This window comes from Micromonospora sp. DT43, assembly GCF_049841645.1.
Classification (GTDB): domain Bacteria; phylum Actinomycetota; class Actinomycetes; order Mycobacteriales; family Micromonosporaceae; genus Micromonospora.
On sequence record NZ_JBNCKR010000002.1, the window covers coordinates 717,492 to 730,208 of the forward strand.

Here is a 12,717-nt window from a genome sequence, read left to right on the forward strand (position 1 = left end):
CAACCCCGCCCCAACGGCCTTCCCCCTCACCGGCAAACGCTGCGGGTGCCCTGAGACACCCGTGCCCCGCCCCCCCCGGGGGGCGCCGAGGGGTGGGGGCGGGGGCGCTGCCGCGCCCCGGCCCCCTTGCTCTCCAGCGGCGGTCCGAGCGATCCCGCGACGGGACGGCACGGACTTCTGCTTCCACAGTGGATGGCAGTTGAGGCCGTGACCGGGATCGAACCGGTGTGCGCGGTTTTGCAGACCGCTCCCTGACCACTCGGGCACACGACCAGGCAGAAGCGCCCGCGGAGGGAATCGAACCCCCGACACCCAGCTCCGGAAGCTGGTGCTCTGTCCCCTGAGCTACGCGGGCATGCGTGGGAGTGGAGAGATTCGAACTCCCTGAGCGCGAACGCACCGGGGTTACAACCCGGCCCACCTCACCATCGGTGGCGCACTCCCCTGGGGTGACTGACCGGTACTGACCCGGCATCTGCGGGGCCACAACCCGCCGCTCTGCCATTGAGCTACAGCCACAACTGCGGCCCGAAGGCCAGTGCCCGCACCTGGATTCGAACCAGGGGCCTCCCGGGTGTGAGCCGGGCGCTCGTTCCGCTGAGCTACACGGGCGTGGCTCCGGTGGCTGGGATCGAACCAGCGCCTGACGGATTAACAGTCCGTTGCCCTACCGACTGGGCGACACCGGAATGGTCGCGCGTACGGGACTCGAACCCGTTCTACGAAGGTGAAAGCTTCGCGGCCTAACCCGTAGCCGAACGCGCGTTGCGTGCCCCGAGCTGGATTCGAACCAGCGGCCCCCGGTCTGTCGAACCGGTGCTCTCCCACTGAGCTAGCGGGGCGGTCTGGTGCGCCGTGCAGGGATCGAACCTGCGACATTCCGAGTAAGAGTCGGAAGCTCTACCAACTGAGCTAACGGCGCATGGTGAGGGGTAAAGGACGTCGGGATAGCCGGATTCGAACCGACGGCCCCCTGCCCCCCAGTCAGGTGCCGCTACCAAACTGCGCCATATCCCGAAAGAGCCCCCGACTGGGATCGAACCAGCGCCAACGAGATCCGTAATCTCGTGCTCTATCCACTGAGCTACGGGGGCATTGCGTGCTGCGTGCCGACGGGAGGAATCGAACCTCCGGCCCCCGAGTTATCAGCTCGGTGCTCTAACCGCTGAGCTACGACGGCTTGGCGAAGGGTGAGAGATTCGAACTCCCGGCGGTGTCACCCGCTCCGCGCTAGCAACGCGGCGCCATCGACCAGACTCGGCCAACCCTTCATGCGCGCCAACGACGGGGATCGAACCCGCGGCCCCCCGATCGACAGTCGGGTGCTCTTACCACTGAGCTACGTCGGCATGGTCCCGGCGCTGGCCAGGGTTGGAAGACCGACGTGTCCGCCAAGTTCACCACGACCGCATGGCATTGTTCGTGCGTAGGCCGTACGGGGCTCGAACCCGTAACCTCCTGGCTGAGAACCAGGTGAGCTGCCAGCTTGCTCCAACGGCCCATGGAGCCGGCGGTGATCGCGGTCGTGCGCCCACGATCGCCGCCAACGTTTCCTTCGGCTACGACCCCATGGTCCGGGACCGGGGTGTCGAACCCCGTGTCTCTCGCTCCCAAAGCGAGCGGGTCAGCCGTCCCCCTCGTCCCGGAGGTGGTCCCCCGGCCGGCCCATTGCCGGCGCCGGCCGGGGTCTTGCTCATGCCATCCACTGTGTAATTGAGAATTTGCGACGCCGCCGGCCGCAGCCGGGACGAGAAGCAGGGGCGGCAGGACTCGAACCCGCAACCGTCGGTTTTGGAAACCGGTGCTCTACCAGTTGAGCTACGCCCCTGTGAAGTTGTTCCAGTAAACGAGAAAGCCGCCCTGTCCCTGTCGGGGTGGGCGGCTTCGCAGCTTGCGCTGGCGCTATTCGCGCCGCCACCCCGGCTTCCAGTTCTGCTCACTCGCGCACAGGTCGTGGGCTCGCCCGATCGAGGGCAGCACGACGCCGCCGCGCGGCATGAGCCGCGTGGTTTCGGTGTAGGCGTGCTGCAACACGGGGAACTCCTTGGGTTGGTCGGGACTGCCTTGCTCATTCAAGGTAGCCGCGGTGCTGATCGGATGGCAATGGATATTCCGAGCTTCCCCCCTTCTTGCCTATAACGCCGGTTCGATCGCCGGGCTCGTTTCCGGATCACTCCTGCGGCGCGATCAGCCGGCCGTCGGTGGCGTCGCGGACCGTGATCGCCTCCACCGGGCACGAGTCGGCGGCGGCGAGGATGACCTCGGTCGGGGCGACGACGTCGGCCAGCGGCGCGGACAGGCCGCCGACCAGGCGGAAGTGCTCGGGCGCGGTACCGGCGCAGATGCTCGTGCCGATGCAGCGGCGCGCGTCCACCCCGATCCGCCACGCGGTACTCACCAGGCCACCGGCATGCCGAGCAGGCCCCGCACCAACATGCCGCGCTTCCACTTGAGCTCGGCTTCCGGTACGGCGAGCCGCAAGCCGGGCAGGCGGGTCACGAGGGTGGCGACGGCGACCTGCAACTCCATACGGGCCAACTGCGCGCCGACGCAGTGGTGTACGCCGTGCCCGAAGCCCAGGTGCGGGTTCTGCTCGCGGCCGAGGTCCAGGCGGTCCGGGTCGGCGAAGACCGTGCCGTCCCGGTTCGCCGACGACAGCGAGCCGAGAACGGGCTCACCGGCTCGGACCAGCACCCCGCCGACCTCGACGTCCTCCTTGGCGTACCGGGCGAAGGAGGAACCGACGCCGAGCGGCACGTACCGCAGCAGTTCCTCGACCGCGGCCGGCACCAGTGACGGGTCGGCTCGCAGCCGAGCGAGCTGGTCCGGGTTGTGCAGCAGGACGTAGACGAAGTTGGGGATCTGGGTCACCGTGGTCTCGTGGCCGGCCGCGAGCAGCCCTCCGGCCAGCTCCACCAGCTCGGTCTCGCTGAGTCGGTCCTCATTTTCGTCGCGGGCCCGCACCAACGCGCCGAGCAGGTCGTCGATTCCCGGCTCGCGGCGGCGCTCGGCGACCAGGCCACCCATGTAGCCCCAGAGATTGTTCAGGTACTCCTGGATCGTCTCCGTGGGCAGCGAGGTGGTCGAGACGATCGCCTCGGACCAGATGTGGAAACGGTCACGGTCCGCGTACGGGACGCCGAGCAGCTCGCAGATCACCTGGATCGGCAGCGGCGTGGCGACGTGCTCCACCAGGTCGGCCGGAGGACCGAGCCGGACCATGTTGTCGACCAACGCGTCGGCGATCCCCTGGGTTCGGGGGCGCAGCGCCTCCACCCGGCGTGCGGTGAACGCCTTCGCCACCAACCGGCGCAGTCGAGTGTGATCGGGCGGGTCCATGGTCAGCATGCCGCTGTACTGCTGGCGCGAGGTGAGCCTGGGCTCGTCGCGCTCAACGGCAGGGGCGCGGCCGAACCGCACGTCGCCGAGGACCGTACGGACGTCCTCGTACCGGGTGGCGAGCCACGCCTCCTCGCCGTAGGGGAGCTTCACCCGGGTCATCGGCTCGTTCTCGCGCAGCTCGCCATAGGTGGGATCGACGACGAGGCGGTCGGGCACGCTGAACGGGTACGGCCGCGCGGGCGGAACGGTTCGGCTCTCGGTGGTCTGCGCGCTCTCCGTCATCCGGATTCCCTTCGTCGAGACGGCGTGATCCTCAGGCCGGCGCCACGTTCGGAGCTGCGCCGGTTTGCCAGCGTCCAGGGCCCACGGACAGCACACATCAACGCTGAGTAATCTTCTGAAATCGGATCGTAGCGGCAGGCGTCGATGATCGCCATGGCGAGCGGTCGCGGTGCGTCAGCGGGCGAGCTCGTCCTCGACGAAAGCGGGCCTTGCAAGCGTGATCGCCGGGATGGTCGCCACGAGGACGACAGCGAGCAGGAACAGCAGCGGCAGGGTCCACCCGCCGCTCGCGTCGTGCAGCAACCCGACGAGCAGCGGACCGAGCGCGCCGAGCGCGTACGCGACCCCCTGGGCGAAGCCGCTCAGCGCGACGGTGCCACCCTGCGTTCGGGTGCGTTCGTTGATGAGCACGAGGCAGACCGGGAACAGGATGGACCCCGAGCCGATGAGCAGCACCCAGAGCAGTGTGAGTGTCGCGGGTGCGAGCAGCAGGCCGAGGTAGCCGAACAGGAAGCTCGCGACACCTGCGGCGATCAGCCAGCCGACATTGCGCAGCCGCGCGACGAGTAGGGGCGCGATGAAGGCGCCGGGCACGCTGATGATGCCGGTGACGGCGAGCAGCACACCGGCCTCGGTCGGCGTCGAGCCGGCGATGTCGCCGAGGATCTCGGGCAGCCACGCGAAAGCCGCGTAGGTGCAGATCGTGCTGGTCGAGAAGACGACGGTGATCGACAGGGCAACGCGTGACCGCCACAGTCGCGTGACGAGGGCGGGGGGCGGGGACTCAACGGGGACGGCATCCGAGAGTCGCTGGCGGCGCTCCCGCGCGATGATGACGAGCCACGGAACGAGCGCGACTACCGAGGTCACCGACCAGATGCCGAGCAGGAACCGCCAGCTGGTCTGCTCGGTGACCGGAGCGGCGACCGCGGCGGGCACGGCCGTGCCCAGGCCCACGACGCAGACGTAGACGGCTGTCAGCAGCGCTACCCGGTCGGGGAAGTAGCGCCGCACGATCGGCGGCAGCAGCACATTTCCGATGCCCGTACCGGCGAGCGCGACGACGCTGCCGACGAGCAGCACCGCGAAGCCCGGGGCAAACGCGCGCACGAGATGGCCGAGGGTCATGAGCAGCAGCGCGAGCACGATGCCGCCGTCGAGGCCGAAGCCACGGGCGACGCGCGGCGCGATGAACCCGGATGCCGCCAACAGGATCGGCGGCAACGTGCCGAGCAGCCCGACGCCGATGTTCGATATCGGGATGTCCACCCGGATGTCGCCGAGGATCGGCGATATCGTCGCAACCGCCTGGCGCAGGGTGAATGCGACGAGCACGATGCCCAGCAGCGCGGCCGTGCGTCCCGCCCAGAGCGGAAGGCGGTGGCGCTCGGACATCCCCCGAGCCTAGTACTCCATCCGGGGATGTTGACCTTGGGCCGAGCACCCTCTCAGCTGGTGCCGCGCCGGCCGCGGACCCCAGCGGGCGATGGCCGAATGTGCCTACATCCGGTCCTGGAGGGTCACGCCTCGATCGCGCAGGTCGTCGAGGGTGTTGCGGTGTCCTTCCGGTGTGTTCCCGGCGATCGCCGGCAGCAGCACGGAGACGCGGTATCCCAGCCGCAGCGCGTCGACGGCGGTACTCGCGACACCACCCTCGGTCACCAGTCCGGCCAGCACGACATCGTCGACCGCATGGTCGCGCAGCATGCCGTCCAGCTGGGTGTCCGCGAACGCGCTGCGGTCGTGCTTGGTGACGACCGGCTCGCCGTCCCCGACAGTCACCGTGTCGACGAATCGTGTTGCCGGTGCGTCCGGCCCGCCGTCCGAGCCGTCAAGGGCAAGGTGCCGCACGTGGACGACAAGATCGCCGGGCGCCCGGAACGACTGCCGTGCCTGCTCCGCGGCCCGCGCCGCCGCCATGCCGCCATCGGGTGCGTACCGCTCGACAACCCACCACTGCAGGTCGATGAGGATCAGGGCCGATGCCATAGCCACTCCTTGGTAGTAGGCTGCCGAATGACAGAGTACTGCTATTCGAGAGGTGTCGAACATGCGGACACGCGAGGTGGGTGCCACCGGACGCCACGTCGGCGCGATCGGTCTGGGCTGCATGGGCATGAGCTGGGCGTACGCCGAGAGCACGCGGAACGATGCCGCCTCGCGGGACGTGGTGCGCGCCGCCGTCGACGGCGGTGTCACCTTCATCGACACCGCCGATGTCTACGGCGCAGGCCACAACGAAACGCTTGTCGGCGAGGCGTTGGCCGGCCTGCGCGACACGGTGTTCCTGGCGACCAAGGCCGGGTTGGTGGTCGACGACCTTCCTGCCAAGAGCATGTATCGCGACGGGTCACCCGCCCACCTACGCGCCGCCGTCGACGCGTCGCTGAAGCGCCTCAACACCGATCACATCGACCTGTGGTACCTGCATCGCGTCGACGACGCCGTGCCGCTGACCGAATCCTGGGCCGCCATGGCGGACATGGTCCGCGCGGGCAAGGTCCGTCACCTCGGCTTGTCGGAGGTAACCGTCCAGCAGGCCGCCGCCGCGGCCGCGGTGCACCCGGTGACCGCCATACAGTCCGAGCTGTCGCTCTGGACCCGCGAGGCACTCGGACACTCCCCCACGGGCGCATCCGCATCCGCACCCGCCATCGCCGGCGGCGGTGCGATCGACGTCGGCGACGTGGTCGGCTGGTGTGCCGCGAACGGTGCCGCGTTCGTGCCGTTCGCGCCGCTCGGCCGAGGCTTTCTGACGGGTGCCATCGACACCACCACCCAGTTCGAGGAGGGCGACCTGCGCGCGGGCAACCCCCGCTTCACGAGCGCGGCCCGCGCGGCCAATGTCCGCATCGTCGACACGGTACGCGCCGTCGCCACCCGCCACGGCGTGACTCCCGCGCAGGTCGCGATCGCTTGGACCATGGCGCAGGGCCCGCACGTCATTCCCATTCCGGGTACGCGTCGGCTCGGCCATCTCGCCGACAACGTCGGCGCCGCCGACGTAACGCTCACCGCAGCCGACCTCGCGGAGCTCGACGCCGCACCGACCGCCGTCGGCACCCGGTACTGAGATGAAACGGCTCGGCCTCGTCATCAAACGCGCCGAACAGGCGCTGATCGCCGAGAAGACGCGCGTGCTGCAAGAGTTCCACCTGACCGTCCCGCAGTACGCGGTCCTGCTCGTCCTGCTGCAGTCCTCGGAAGCATCGGCTGCGCAACTCGCCCGCGCCTGCCTGGTAACCCCGCAAACCATTGCCACCGTGCTCACCAACCTCGAAGGGAAGGGGCTCATCGAACGAGCAGCGTCGCCGCTCCACCAGCGCGTACGGGTCGCCCGACTGACAGCCGAGGGAACCGACCTGATACGCCGAGCGGACCCGGCCGCACTCGCCGTCGAGCAACGCCTGGCCGCCGCCTTCACCGCCGACGAACGGAATACGTTCACCGAACACCTGGAACGGGCGATCACCACGCTGGCTCGCCACCAACGCCCCGACGACGCACCGACGCCAGAGCCTGCGGACTACCCCTCGTAGCTGGTGCCTTTCGAACGGTCGAAGCACCAACGCCCGCACATGCCCCGGTCAGCCCGGCTGCGGGCGGCACGAACGGCCGTACTAGCCGGCGGGGTAGAAGAGGAACAGAGTGCAACCGCTGGTGGTGGCGGGCACGTGCCAGGAACCGGCCGGGGCGTGCAGGAACGTCCCGGCGGGATGGTCACGTGCCCCGTCGTGGAAGGTGCCCGCTATCACGAAGACCTCCTCCGGGCCCGGCTCGTGGATGTCGCGGCGCGGCCAGGAGCTACCCGGGTCCATTTCGAGTACGCCCGCGTGCGCGCCATTCGGGCCGGTCCAGAGCGGGCGGTGCCGGACCCCGGGGAAGAGTTCCTGGATGGGTGCCTGGTCAACGCGGGCGAAGGCGTAGCCCTCCTGCGCGAGGATCTCGGGATGCATACCTCTCAGGGTGCGGTCGGTGATCACAGCAGCCCAGAGCCCGTGCGGACAGCGTGGGGTATTTTCCTGCCATGCATCGTGTCGTGGCTCTGGTCCGGCCGGTGCAGTCGACGTTCGAGCTCGGCTGTGCCGTCGAGGTCTTCGGCACGAGACGGGCCGGGGTGCCCCAGCACTACGAGTTCGAGGTGTGCACGGAGACGCCCGGGCTGGTGCCGACATCGGCCGGGTACGCGATGTCGGTGTCGCGCGACCTGTCCGCGCTGGAGCGCGCAGGCACCGTGCTCATCCCGGGTTGGATCCCCGTCGAGGCGCCGTTGTCGGATCGGGTGCACCGCGCGTTGCTGCGGGCGCACGCGCGCGGGGCGCGGCTGGTGACGATTTGTTCCGGAGTGTTCGCCCTCGCCCGCACGGGCCTGCTGGACGGCCGGTCGGCCACCACCCATCCGGGACGCGCCGAGCAACTACGACGCGAATTCCCCCGGGTCCGCGTGGAGCAGGACCGGCTCTATGTGGACCACGGTGACGTCGCCACCAGCGCCGGTGCGGGCGCCGGCATTGATCTGTGCCTGCACCTGGTCCATCAGGACCACGGAGCGGCTCATGCCGCCCTCCTCGCCCAGCACATGGCGATGCCGCCGCACCGCGAGACGTCCCCTCCGTCCGCGGGGGACGCGCTCGACGGACTGCTCGAGTGGGCCGGCACGCGCCTCGGGACGTCGTTGTCCGTGCACGCCATGGCCGCGCACGTAGGCGTCTCGTCACGCACGCTGACCCGGCGCTTCGCCCGCCATGTCGGCACGAGCCCTGGTGGGTGGCTGCTGTCGCGTCGAGTGGCCGAGGCACGCACCCTGCTCGAGCAGACGGATCTGTCCGTCGAGGTGATCGCGGCACGCGTTGGCCTCGGCTCGGCGGTCAACCTGCGCCGACGGTTCCACGCGCAGCTGGGCATGACCCCGAGCGCCTACCGGCGCGCAGCACGGGTTTCGTGACGACAACCGCAAAACCCTGATCGGTACGCACACGAGCCATGAAACGCCGTGGTGTCGTGGTCATCGCCGGCGCCGTTTCAGAGGCGGAAGATCCGAACTACCAACCCGGTGTCGTGCATCGTGTGTGGCGCGAGGGCGTGGTACGCCCACGCGTGCACCCAGGCGTTACCGGTCCGTACGGTGAGCCAGGTCTTAAATGCGCCGGGCAGCGTGTAGATGAGAAGGACGAACAGGATCGTCAGCGTGGCCTCGCGCGGTGACCCGAACCTGCCCCAGCCCTCGAACAGGTGCAGTGCGGCGTACGTCAGGCCGCCGAGAACGAGGGTCGCGGTGGTGGAGCCGGTCAGACGGGCGTACCGGGGAACGAGGATGCTCTGCACGAAGATGACAGTGGGCAGCACCGTGCCCGCCATGTACAGCAGGAATGTCAGCGGCACTCCGGCGGCGAGCTGACCCGGGGTCAGGCCCGCGAACGCGTGGCCGAGCACCACCCACTGCGCGAGCGATTCGAGGACCAACACGGCGAGGATGAGGATGGCATCGCCGCGCCGATCCGCCGAGCGCAGACACATCTGGTGGGCGGTGTAACGCCGCCGGAACCACAGGAGCGGCAACAGCGCGTAGACAACGACGTTGTACGCGGCCCAGCCGAGCGCCTCGGCGGGCCCGACCGGGTCCGTGGTACCGACGAGCGTACCGGCCAGGTGGAAGCCGATCGGGTGCCAGCCGAGCCCTCGGCCGATGAGCAGGCCACCAAGTTGGGCGAGGACGCCGTACGCCAGGACGAGCCCTGTTTCACGGCGAGCGGTGGGGAACGTCGGTGCGCGCTCGGCGATCACCGGCGCGGGTCGACCACGGGTGAGCGCGTATGCGATGACGGCGAGCAGTACCAACTCGACGAGGGTGGCCTGAGCGGCGATCACCTGACCGGACCCGGACGGCGGGTCGTGCTGCGCCGGCCAGTCGAAGGGGGCGTTGCCAGGCGCGAGGAGCAGCACCGCGCCATTGAGTGCGATCCAGCCGACCACCGCTGCCGCGAGCCAGGCGTGTTCTCGACGTGACACCGACGCCCCCGTTATCTAGCACAGTTGTGTTAGCAGCAAGAAGGTAGCACGAGTGTGTTATAAAAAGTGGTGCCGAAGCTGGTGGATGCGCAGGCCCGACGGACCGAGCTCGCCGAAGCGGTCTGGCGGATCGTGACGCGCGACGGGCTGGAGCAGGCATCGGTGCGGAACGTGGCGCGCGAGGCCGGCCTGTCTATGGGTTCGTTGCGCCACTTCTTCACCACCCAGTCCGAACTCCTCGGATTCGCCCTACGGTTGGTGGGAGAGCGGATCGAGGAGCGGATCCGAGCCGTGGACACCACGGGCGACCAGCGTGCGGTGGTCCGGTCGATGATCGACGAGATGCTGCCACTGGACCGGCCACGGCGCGGCGAGTGCGAAGTGTGGCTCGCGTTCACGGCACGCGCCGTCGTCGAACCGACCATGGCCGGCCTGCGCAAGGACATCGACGAACGCCTCACCGACGCCTTCACCACAATGATCGGGCGACTGGCCGACGCCGGTGCACTCCGGCCCGGGCTCGATCAGAGGGTCGAAGCAGAGCGTCTCTACGCCCTCGTCGACGGCGTGATCCTGCACGCCCTCCTGCGCCCCGGCCGGACCTCGAACGCAACCGCCAAGGCCACCGTCAGCGCACACCTGGACCAGATCGCGCCAGCCGTCGCGGGTGAGCGCTGAGCTTCCCCGACCGGGACCTGTTCACGACCACCGTGCACATTCGACGTCGAGACGTGGATCGGTGCCCACCCAGACTTCGCCCCCGGCGGCCCCGGCCGGGGCGTCGACTCGTTCGAGACCGAGGAATTCGATCAGCTGGAGCAGTTCCGCTCGTTCGGCTCGGACATCGTCCACATCGCACGAGTCGAAGAAGACGTAGTGCTGATCGCTCGGGTCGACGCTGCCCGAGGCCGCCCAGATCCGAGCGATCTCTCCGATCGCCGCCGCTTCCGTCGTCATCGTGGCGGCGCGGGCGGCACCGCGGACCTCCGGTGACGCATCGAGCTCGGAGAGGTCGGAGAACCACTGACCGAAGTAGTCGAGGCCGGTGTATCCCTTCTCGAAGAACAGCATCGCGCTCGGAAGGTAGCGGTTGGCCCTGTCGACCTGGAGGTGTTCCGATCGAGGCTGGTCCGCGTCCTTGATCCGAGAGATCAGACCCCGACGCGGCATGAGTACCAAACTCTGCCTCGCCGGTTCATCCTTGATGGTGTAGGTGTCCGAGTCTCGGCTGCGAAAGAACGCAGAGAACGCTACGTATGCCTCCTGCGGGTCGCCCACGGAGACTTGTTGATCGTTGCCATCACCGACAGCGAAGACGAACTGCTTCGGTCCCGGATTGTAGGGGCGGGCCATGGGCTTCCTTCGTTCACGTCTGATGGCTCCCGCCAGCTTAGTGCCGGGGCCACGAGCGCGTTGATCGTGGGACGCCCGCGCCATCGACGCAGACGCCACCTCGGCGCTCGTCGCCGCCGACCCCGCACCGGCCGACGCGTCTCCGGCGCAGCAGGCCGGCCTTCTCACGAAGGCACTCTGATACTCCAACTAGCCGAGGCAGCAGTTCATTCGGGCGTCAACCTTGTGACCCAACGCGGAGCCGTACTGCTCAGGAAGGTCGAGGAGGCTGAGGCGGCACGCAGCGCCGACCAAAAATCTCTCAAGGCCCTCGAGATCTCTTCAGCGTCGTTCAACCTCACGTTCGCCTGTAAAAGAGCATGGTTCGAGTAACCCTGCTGCGATTGATGGCCCCGTACTGTCGGTGGCAGAAGCGGATTGCAGGCGGCTCGTGATGCAACGACCATGAGTAAACTGCCCGAGTTGGCTGAGCGCGCCGGAGGACGCCATGAGTTGGGACGTTCTTGTCTTCGACGCCCCGGCCGACGCCAGGTCGGTCGACCAGCTTCCCCAGGACTTCAATCCACCGCCGTTGGGAACCGGACCGGATGTCAGACGGTGGTTACGTGAAAACCTCCGGGACCTCGACCTCTCGGATCCTGAGTGGGGGCGTTTGGTCGGCCCGACTTGGCACATCGAACTCAACATCGGGTCGCACGACCCCGTTGATTCGATCATGCTGCACGTCCGTGGAGGCGGCGACGACGTTCTGGCCGTCATCGCGCGGATCGTCGCCTCGGTCGGTGGTCGCGCTCTCGACATCGCGACAGGCGAATTCCTGACCGGCGAGCCCACCCTGACCGCCGGCTGGCACGGCTTCCAGCAGTACCGGGACCAGATTCTGCGCGGCAGCTGACGCCTGCACACCAGCCGCCGCCAGCCCCTGCGCGTCCGGCCCCGGCCATCAACGCGCGAGTTCACCGGCGAGCTTCTCGATCTGCGACGTGTGGCGGTAGAGCGTCCCAAACGGCCTACATCCGTGCCTCGGGGTGGTTTCGGAGAGAGCGGTTGAGCAGCACCCCACGTGTGCGAGGGCACCTTTGACTGCTGCGGCTGTCATCGGGTGTCATCCGGTCGTCGCAGCCGCCGCAGGGGTGTCGGACTTGCGGGCGCAGTGCCGGCAGCGTCGTGGGCACGGCGTTTGTGGTGTGGCGCAGATGAGGCCGCTGGTCTGCAGGATCGTGGTGACCGTCTGCTCGAAGGTGTGGGGTTCGGGGATGATGGTTTCCCCTGAAACGTCGAGTAGGTCACGGTGCGCGTACCAGCGGCGCATCTCGTCCGGGGTGACCGGGATTGGTTCGTCGCGGTTGAGGTGGCGGCGGATGGTCTCGTCGATGGACACGTCCAGGTAGAACACGGCGACGGGACCGCGGTGGTTGTCGATGAGCTGGTGCAGCACGGCGGCGTAGCGCTCGGTGTGCAGGGTGCCTTCCAGGATGACGTGGTAGCCCAGGTCGAGGGCGGTACGGGCGGTCGCGGTGATGAACCTCGGGGCCACCGGGTCGATGTGGGCGCTGTCGTGTTCGCGAAGCAGGGTTCTGCGCAGGTAGTCCTGCCCCAGCAGCGCAGCCCCGCGTCCGTAGCGGCGTCGGACCTCGTGGGCGGTAGTGGTCTTTCCGCTGCCGGAATTGCCGCGGATGATCACCAGCGTTGGCGCGAGATCGGTGGCGTGTGGCGTGTCCATCCGGTGGT

The 12,717-nt window shown here is 68.5% G+C and carries 14 protein-coding genes and 17 tRNA genes; 5 read left to right on the forward strand and 26 right to left on the reverse strand.

What is annotated here, in order from left to right:
* Positions 1–202: 202 nt before the first annotated feature.
* The 22 genes from ACLQ26_RS07250 to ACLQ26_RS07355 form a co-directional block, all read right to left on the reverse strand.
* A tRNA-Cys gene (locus ACLQ26_RS07250) sits at positions 203–273 on the reverse strand.
* Positions 274–282: 9 nt separating this feature from the next.
* Positions 283–355, reverse strand: a tRNA-Arg gene (locus ACLQ26_RS07255).
* A gap of 5 nt (positions 356–360) precedes the next feature.
* Positions 361–444, reverse strand: a tRNA-Tyr gene (locus ACLQ26_RS07260).
* A gap of 1 nt (position 445) precedes the next feature.
* Positions 446–519 (reverse strand) — tRNA-His (locus ACLQ26_RS07265).
* 20 nt (positions 520–539) lie between these two features.
* Positions 540–612, reverse strand: a tRNA-Val gene (locus ACLQ26_RS07270).
* Position 613: 1 nt separating this feature from the next.
* A tRNA-Asn gene (locus ACLQ26_RS07275) sits at positions 614–689 on the reverse strand.
* Between the two features lies 1 nt (position 690).
* A tRNA-Glu gene (locus ACLQ26_RS07280) sits at positions 691–765 on the reverse strand.
* Positions 766–770: 5 nt separating this feature from the next.
* Positions 771–842, reverse strand: a tRNA-Val gene (locus ACLQ26_RS07285).
* 4 nt (positions 843–846) lie between these two features.
* A tRNA-Lys gene (locus ACLQ26_RS07290) sits at positions 847–922 on the reverse strand.
* A gap of 20 nt (positions 923–942) precedes the next feature.
* Positions 943–1,017, reverse strand: a tRNA-Pro gene (locus ACLQ26_RS07295).
* A 4-nt stretch (positions 1,018–1,021) separates the two neighbouring features.
* Positions 1,022–1,094 (reverse strand) — tRNA-Arg (locus ACLQ26_RS07300).
* A 13-nt stretch (positions 1,095–1,107) separates the two neighbouring features.
* A tRNA-Ile gene (locus tag ACLQ26_RS07305) sits at positions 1,108–1,180 on the reverse strand.
* 1 nt (position 1,181) lies between these two features.
* A tRNA-Ser gene (locus ACLQ26_RS07310) sits at positions 1,182–1,271 on the reverse strand.
* Positions 1,272–1,276: 5 nt separating this feature from the next.
* Positions 1,277–1,349: transfer RNA gene (locus ACLQ26_RS07315), tRNA-Asp, on the reverse strand.
* 78 nt (positions 1,350–1,427) lie between these two features.
* Positions 1,428–1,501: transfer RNA gene (locus tag ACLQ26_RS07320), tRNA-Glu, on the reverse strand.
* A gap of 69 nt (positions 1,502–1,570) precedes the next feature.
* Positions 1,571–1,646 (reverse strand) — tRNA-Pro (locus ACLQ26_RS07325).
* A gap of 109 nt (positions 1,647–1,755) precedes the next feature.
* Positions 1,756–1,828: transfer RNA gene (locus ACLQ26_RS07330), tRNA-Trp, on the reverse strand.
* 74 nt (positions 1,829–1,902) lie between these two features.
* Entirely contained in the window at positions 1,903–2,034 is a 132-nt protein-coding gene (locus ACLQ26_RS07335; protein ID WP_425743693.1) for a hypothetical protein, read from the reverse strand.
* A gap of 136 nt (positions 2,035–2,170) precedes the next feature.
* Entirely contained in the window at positions 2,171–2,398 is a 228-nt protein-coding gene (locus tag ACLQ26_RS07340) for a ferredoxin (protein ID WP_425743694.1), read from the reverse strand.
* A complete protein-coding gene (locus tag ACLQ26_RS07345; RefSeq protein WP_425743695.1) occupies positions 2,395–3,624 on the reverse strand; it encodes a cytochrome P450 in 1,230 nt (409 codons plus the stop codon). Before ACLQ26_RS07345 ends, ACLQ26_RS07340 begins: the two co-directional genes overlap by 4 nt.
* Before the next feature lie 174 nt (positions 3,625–3,798).
* Positions 3,799–5,019 (reverse strand): CynX/NimT family MFS transporter, encoded by a 1,221-nt coding sequence (locus ACLQ26_RS07350; RefSeq protein WP_425743696.1) that lies wholly within the window; start codon positions 5,017–5,019, stop codon positions 3,799–3,801.
* A gap of 105 nt (positions 5,020–5,124) precedes the next feature.
* Positions 5,125–5,613: a cysteine hydrolase family protein gene (locus ACLQ26_RS07355; RefSeq protein WP_425743697.1), complete on the reverse strand. Its 489-nt coding sequence runs from the start codon at positions 5,611–5,613 to the stop codon at positions 5,125–5,127.
* A 61-nt stretch (positions 5,614–5,674) separates the two neighbouring features.
* Here ACLQ26_RS07355 and ACLQ26_RS07360 point away from each other — a divergent pair, with 61 nt between their 5' ends.
* Positions 5,675–6,697, forward strand: coding sequence for an aldo/keto reductase (locus ACLQ26_RS07360; RefSeq protein WP_425743698.1), 1,023 nt, complete (start codon positions 5,675–5,677; stop codon positions 6,695–6,697).
* Position 6,698: 1 nt separating this feature from the next.
* A complete protein-coding gene (locus ACLQ26_RS07365) occupies positions 6,699–7,163 on the forward strand; it encodes a MarR family winged helix-turn-helix transcriptional regulator (RefSeq protein ID WP_425743699.1) in 465 nt (154 codons plus the stop codon).
* An 81-nt stretch (positions 7,164–7,244) separates the two neighbouring features.
* Here the strand turns inward: ACLQ26_RS07365 and ACLQ26_RS07370 are convergent, their stop codons facing one another.
* The gene (locus ACLQ26_RS07370; RefSeq protein ID WP_425743700.1) at positions 7,245–7,580 is read right to left on the reverse strand and encodes a cupin domain-containing protein; all 336 of its coding nucleotides are present in this window, start codon (positions 7,578–7,580) and stop codon (positions 7,245–7,247) included.
* Between the two features lie 71 nt (positions 7,581–7,651).
* Here ACLQ26_RS07370 and ACLQ26_RS07375 point away from each other — a divergent pair, with 71 nt between their 5' ends.
* Positions 7,652–8,569: a GlxA family transcriptional regulator gene (locus tag ACLQ26_RS07375; RefSeq protein ID WP_425743701.1), complete on the forward strand. Its 918-nt coding sequence runs from the start codon at positions 7,652–7,654 to the stop codon at positions 8,567–8,569.
* Between the two features lie 77 nt (positions 8,570–8,646).
* On the opposite strand, the gene ACLQ26_RS07380 is transcribed toward ACLQ26_RS07375, so the two are convergent.
* Positions 8,647–9,633 carry a hypothetical protein gene (locus ACLQ26_RS07380; protein ID WP_425743702.1) on the reverse strand — a complete coding sequence of 329 codons (987 nt, stop codon included), beginning with the start codon at positions 9,631–9,633 and terminating at the stop codon, positions 8,647–8,649.
* A 69-nt stretch (positions 9,634–9,702) separates the two neighbouring features.
* Here ACLQ26_RS07380 and ACLQ26_RS07385 point away from each other — a divergent pair, with 69 nt between their 5' ends.
* On the forward strand, positions 9,703–10,311 hold the full coding sequence (locus ACLQ26_RS07385; protein WP_425743703.1) for a TetR/AcrR family transcriptional regulator: 609 nt from the start codon (positions 9,703–9,705) through the stop codon (positions 10,309–10,311).
* Positions 10,312–10,332: 21 nt separating this feature from the next.
* Here ACLQ26_RS07385 and ACLQ26_RS07390 read toward each other — a convergent pair whose 3' ends face one another.
* Complete coding sequence (locus ACLQ26_RS07390) at positions 10,333–10,986, reverse strand: hypothetical protein (protein ID WP_425743704.1); 654 nt, start codon at positions 10,984–10,986, stop codon at positions 10,333–10,335.
* Between the two features lie 487 nt (positions 10,987–11,473).
* Between ACLQ26_RS07390 and ACLQ26_RS07395 the strand changes: the two genes are divergently transcribed.
* Positions 11,474–11,881 carry a hypothetical protein gene (locus ACLQ26_RS07395; protein ID WP_425743705.1) on the forward strand — a complete coding sequence of 136 codons (408 nt, stop codon included), beginning with the start codon at positions 11,474–11,476 and terminating at the stop codon, positions 11,879–11,881.
* A 210-nt stretch (positions 11,882–12,091) separates the two neighbouring features.
* Here the strand turns inward: ACLQ26_RS07395 and ACLQ26_RS07400 are convergent, their stop codons facing one another.
* Positions 12,092–12,709: an AAA family ATPase gene (locus ACLQ26_RS07400; protein ID WP_425743706.1), complete on the reverse strand. Its 618-nt coding sequence runs from the start codon at positions 12,707–12,709 to the stop codon at positions 12,092–12,094.
* Between the last annotated feature and the right edge of the window lie 8 nt (positions 12,710–12,717).

Bases quoted from the DNA above. Each gene is read 5' to 3' on its own strand.
- ACLQ26_RS07345 (WP_425743695.1), bottom strand. From the start codon at position 3,624: ATGACGGAGAGCGCGCAGACCACCGAGAGCCGAACCGTTCCGCCCGCG.
- ACLQ26_RS07350 (WP_425743696.1), bottom strand. From the start codon at position 5,019: ATGTCCGAGCGCCACCGCCTTCCGCTCTGGGCGGGACGCACGGCCGCG.
- ACLQ26_RS07355 (WP_425743697.1), bottom strand. From the start codon at position 5,613: ATGGCATCGGCCCTGATCCTCATCGACCTGCAGTGGTGGGTTGTCGAG.
- ACLQ26_RS07360 (WP_425743698.1), top strand. From the start codon at position 5,675: ATGCGGACACGCGAGGTGGGTGCCACCGGACGCCACGTCGGCGCGATC.
- ACLQ26_RS07365 (WP_425743699.1), top strand. From the start codon at position 6,699: ATGAAACGGCTCGGCCTCGTCATCAAACGCGCCGAACAGGCGCTGATC.
- ACLQ26_RS07370 (WP_425743700.1), bottom strand. From the start codon at position 7,580: ATGCATCCCGAGATCCTCGCGCAGGAGGGCTACGCCTTCGCCCGCGTT.
- ACLQ26_RS07375 (WP_425743701.1), top strand. From the start codon at position 7,652: ATGCATCGTGTCGTGGCTCTGGTCCGGCCGGTGCAGTCGACGTTCGAG.
- ACLQ26_RS07390 (WP_425743704.1), bottom strand. From the start codon at position 10,986: ATGGCCCGCCCCTACAATCCGGGACCGAAGCAGTTCGTCTTCGCTGTC.
- ACLQ26_RS07395 (WP_425743705.1), top strand. From the start codon at position 11,474: ATGAGTTGGGACGTTCTTGTCTTCGACGCCCCGGCCGACGCCAGGTCG.
- ACLQ26_RS07400 (WP_425743706.1), bottom strand. From the start codon at position 12,709: ATGGACACGCCACACGCCACCGATCTCGCGCCAACGCTGGTGATCATC.